The organism is Synechococcus sp. R55.7, from assembly GCF_047461955.1.
GTDB lineage: Bacteria > Cyanobacteriota > Cyanobacteriia > Thermostichales > Thermostichaceae > Thermostichus.
This window is the reverse complement of the sequence record NZ_JANSIC010000017.1, coordinates 9,068-12,918: the sequence shown is the minus strand read 5'-3', so window position 1 is coordinate 12,918 and position 3,851 is coordinate 9,068. Positions and strand designations below refer to the sequence as shown.

4 protein-coding genes are annotated in these 3,851 nt (G+C 57.8%); 3 read left to right on the top strand and 1 reads right to left on the bottom strand.

Going from position 1 to position 3,851, the window contains the following annotated elements; genetic code table 11:
- Window positions 1-810, top strand: an 810-nt coding sequence (locus tag NW820_RS01895) for an anti-sigma factor domain-containing protein (RefSeq protein ID WP_414406533.1), incomplete at its 5' end; no start/stop codon positions are given.
- Here NW820_RS01895 and NW820_RS01890 read toward each other — a convergent pair.
- Window positions 811-1,302 (bottom strand): helix-turn-helix domain-containing protein, encoded by a 492-nt coding sequence (locus NW820_RS01890; protein ID WP_414406532.1) that lies wholly within the window; start codon window positions 1,300-1,302, stop codon window positions 811-813. It abuts the gene before it with no gap.
- Window positions 1,303-1,557: 255 nt separating this feature from the next.
- Between NW820_RS01890 and NW820_RS01885 the strand changes: the two genes are divergently transcribed.
- Complete coding sequence (locus NW820_RS01885; RefSeq protein WP_414406531.1) at window positions 1,558-2,451, top strand: bestrophin family protein; 894 nt, start codon at window positions 1,558-1,560, stop codon at window positions 2,449-2,451.
- A 180-nt stretch (window positions 2,452-2,631) separates the two neighbouring features.
- Window positions 2,632-3,851 (top strand): metallophosphoesterase family protein (locus tag NW820_RS01880; protein WP_414406530.1); only part of this gene is annotated, 1,220 nt, incomplete at its 3' end.

Here is a 3,851-nt window from a genome sequence, read left to right as displayed (position 1 = left end):
ATGCGCCAGATCCAACTGCGGGATCGCCGCAGCCACTTTTTGCTCAAGGATCGCTATCAGAAGCGCCTGCTGGATATTGCCTTGGCCATTCTCAAGCAACCTCACCAGGCGGAAGAGGTGGTGCGGCAGGTGTTCGAGTTCTGCTGGAAACACGCCGATGCCTTTGACCTGCAGCGGGATCGCTCGGTGGCTCTGTGGCTCTACGAGTTGACAGCCTTTCAAGCCAGGGAACGGCTGCGGCGTTGGGCTTGGCTACCCGCCCCCCTCTCCATGCAAACTTCAGCTCCTCTGGGGCCGCGACGTCTCCTCTGGGGCAGCCTGGCGGTGTTGGGGATCTACGCAGTGGCCATGACAGCAGCCTACTGGCATCTGCGCTGGCAGTGGGGATCCCCCATCGAGGGAGAGTCGGCGGCGGTTCAACGGCTCTATCAAGAGTGGCAACGACAACCGCAGGTGCAGCGAACCCTGCTGCGGGATCCCAGCTTCAGCACTCCCCTGTTGGTGCAAGCCCTCTGGTCGCCCCATGCCAAGCAGGTGCTGCTATTGGCCTCGGAGATGGCTCCCGCCCCCCCAGGGAGCACCTATCAACTGTGGCTGGAGTCGGATGTCCAGGGAGGGGGACGACTGCTGGAAAACGCCGGCACTTTTGCCGTCAACGGGGAAGGATCCCTGCAGTGGCTCAGTCAACCCCTCCATTCTGAGCAGCCGACCCGCCTTCTCGTCACCCTCGAACCGGCAGGAGGAAGCGAATCCCCCACAGGCCCGCCTCTGCTGCAGAGCAGTTTTTGGATCCCTGCCGCCCAGCCATGATCAGGAGAGATTGGGGGATAACTGGGGGGCTTGTCTCCCGCTTTTGCGCCGCTTAGCATGGGATCCCCGCAAGCGCACCTTGAGACGGTAGCGAACAGTTTCATGCACAACTTTGTAGGAAGCATCCACACCGTGGGTTTCCCGCAGCCATTCGCGAATGTCGCTGTAGGTACGGAATCGGCCAGGCTGATGCAGCTCCTGCTTGAGGATTTCCAAAACCGGCTTGGGGATGAGGGGTTTGCGCCCTTGGTTGCGGGGCACCGTCAACATGCCCTCTAGCCCCCTGGCCTTGTAGCGTTGAAACCATCGAAAAATCGTTGAGATGTCCCGCCCCAGAATTTCAGCCAAGCCTGTCATCGTCTTGACTTTCCCAATCTTGAGCAGGTAGAGAGCTTGAACCCGCTCCTTCCCGGTCGGTGTAGACTGCTTGCTTAGTAGGGATTTGAGCTCTTCAGCCGATTCCCGAATGTCGAGCTTGAGGACTCCAGCCATGTCGAGGTATCGCAGAACGGCGTTGAATTTGTTGCTTGGCTGAGAGTGTACCACAGTACCTTCGGGTTCTGGAAGTTGTTCGTGAAGTTTGCCTGGGCATTGCTTGACATTTACAGAATCTCGAACTGAAAAATCTCTAACAGGCTACCCTCGTCGCTTTTCAGGATGGGCGGGCAAGGGATCCCCTCTAGGGCGGCAGGCCGTGGCTGTAGGAGTGGCTGTAGGATCAGAGGGCAAGCTTGCCGACGCTGCACTATGGTTCTTCGCAAGTATCTTGCAGGAGAGGGGCTGCGTTGGTTTCGACTGGCCCTGCAGTTGCAAGGATCAGTTGTGCCGGCAGTGCTTCCCCGCGCCTTTATCTGCAGCTTGGCCGGGGTGCTGGTTTCGGTTCTGTATAAGTTGGGGCTGCCCCTGGCGCTGTCGTCCTTGGTGGCGTTTGTGCCCAACATCGTTTTGGGTTTGATGCTGGTGTTTCGGACAAACACCGCCTACGAACGGTTTTGGGAGGGGCGGAAAGCTTGGGGATCCGTGGTGAATGACGTGCGCAATTTGGCCCGCCTGATTTGGGTAGCCATTGAAGAAAAGCAACCCGGCGACCGGGAAGAGAAGATCCAAACTCTATATCTGTTGCCCGCCTTTGCCATGGCCATGAAACAGCACTTGCGCCAGGAACCTTTGCTGGATGAGATTCAGCCCCTCCTCAGCCCGGAGCAGTTGCAACGTCTCCAAAGCCTCAAACACCCCCCCTTGCAAATTGCCTTTTGGATCGGAGATTACTTACAGCGACAATACCAAAAGGGCCGCGTTGAGGTCTACCAGCTCACGATCATGGTGGAGCGGCTCAACAGCATGGTGGATGCGCTGGGGGCCTGTGAGCGCATTCTCATGACCCCAATGCCCATGGCTTATGCCCTGCACTTGAAGCAGTTGTTATTGCTCTACTGTTTATCTTTGCCGTTTCAGATGGTGGAAGGTTTGGGTTGGATGACCGGCCCCATTGTGGGATGGCTGAGCTTTATGTTGTTTGGCGTTGAAGAGATCGGCATCGAAATTGAAAATCCCTTTGGCCGGGATCCCAATGATCTGCCCCTCGATAACATTTGCAACAAGATGAAGCACAATATTGCGGATTTGATCAATTCCACTTAGGGAACTCTCGCCGTTCTGGATGGCAGGGCAGCTGCCCATTTCAGATCCTCAGCCGGCACCTACCCCTAGTGGAGATAGCCGGGGCGAACCCGATGATTGAGAGGAAGGGATCCCTATATCTTGGGTAGGGAACAAGATGGGTTTGCTAAACTGTGGACAATTTGCCGAGGTGCTCTGGGGATGGCCTGCTCAACCTGCACATTTTTACACCTGGCCGATGTGCATCTGGGCTATGACCGCTACGACAGCCCGGAGCGGAGCAAGGACTTCTTTTTGGCTTTTCGGGATGTTGTCCGGCGCTATGCCATTCAGGATCCGGTGGACTTTGTGCTCATCGCCGGAGATCTGTTCGAGCATCGGCAGATTCAGCCCGGCGTTCTCAACCAAGCCCAGATCGTCTTGCGGGAGCTGCAGCAGGCCGGGATTCCGGTGTTGGCCATCGAGGGCAACCACGACAACCGTCCCTATGGCGTGAAAACCAGTTGGCTGAGGTACTTAGCCGATCACGGGGAGTTGATATTGCTGGAGCCTGAGGAAGGGGAAGAAGGACTGGAGCTGCGTCCCTGGTCGGGCCGGCGGGGAGGGTATCTGGATTTGCCCTGTGGGGTGCGGGTGATCGGATCCCAGTGGTACGGATCGGCAGCTCCCAGGTCGATTGAGCAGTTGGCGGCGGCCATTCGACGGTTGCCCCCCGGCCCAGAACGGGTGGTGTTGATGTTCCACCACGGTCTAGAAGGCCAAATTGCCCGTTACCAAGGCGCTTTGCGCTACCGGGATCTGTTGCCCTTGCGGGAGGCGGGAGTGGGCTACCTGGCCTTGGGACACATTCACAAAAGCTATTCCGAGGGGGGGTGGATCTTCAACCCGGGATCCCTGGAGGCCAACAGCACTGCCGAATGGGACTTCCAACGGGGGGCCTATCGCGTCCGCTGGGGAGATGGCCCACCCCAAGCGGAGTTGGTGCAGGATTACCATCAGCGGCCCCGCCGCCGGCTCTATCTGGAGGCCAAGGGCAGAGAAACCCCCGAACAGATTGCCGCAGCAGCCATTGCCTTGGCTAAGGGATCCCGTTTTCAGGAAAGTGAGATGGAGCCGATGGTGGAGTTGCGGCTGGTGGGACAGGTGGGGTTCGCCAAGCATGAGCTGGATAGCCGCGCCCTACAGTGTCAAATTCAGCAGCTTACCGGCGCCTTGCTGGTTCTGTTTCGTTTTGAGGCCAATACTTTAGAGCTCGGGTCGGCTGCCCTTTCCTTGGAAGAAGAGGGGCAGAGGCTACAAATCGAAGAGAAAATCTACAGGGATCTGCTGAGCAGCCATGCCCACTACCGCAAACGCAGTGAAGAGCTAGCGCGGCTGCTTCTGGATCTTAAAGAAAAGGTTTTGGATGGGCAAGGAGAATC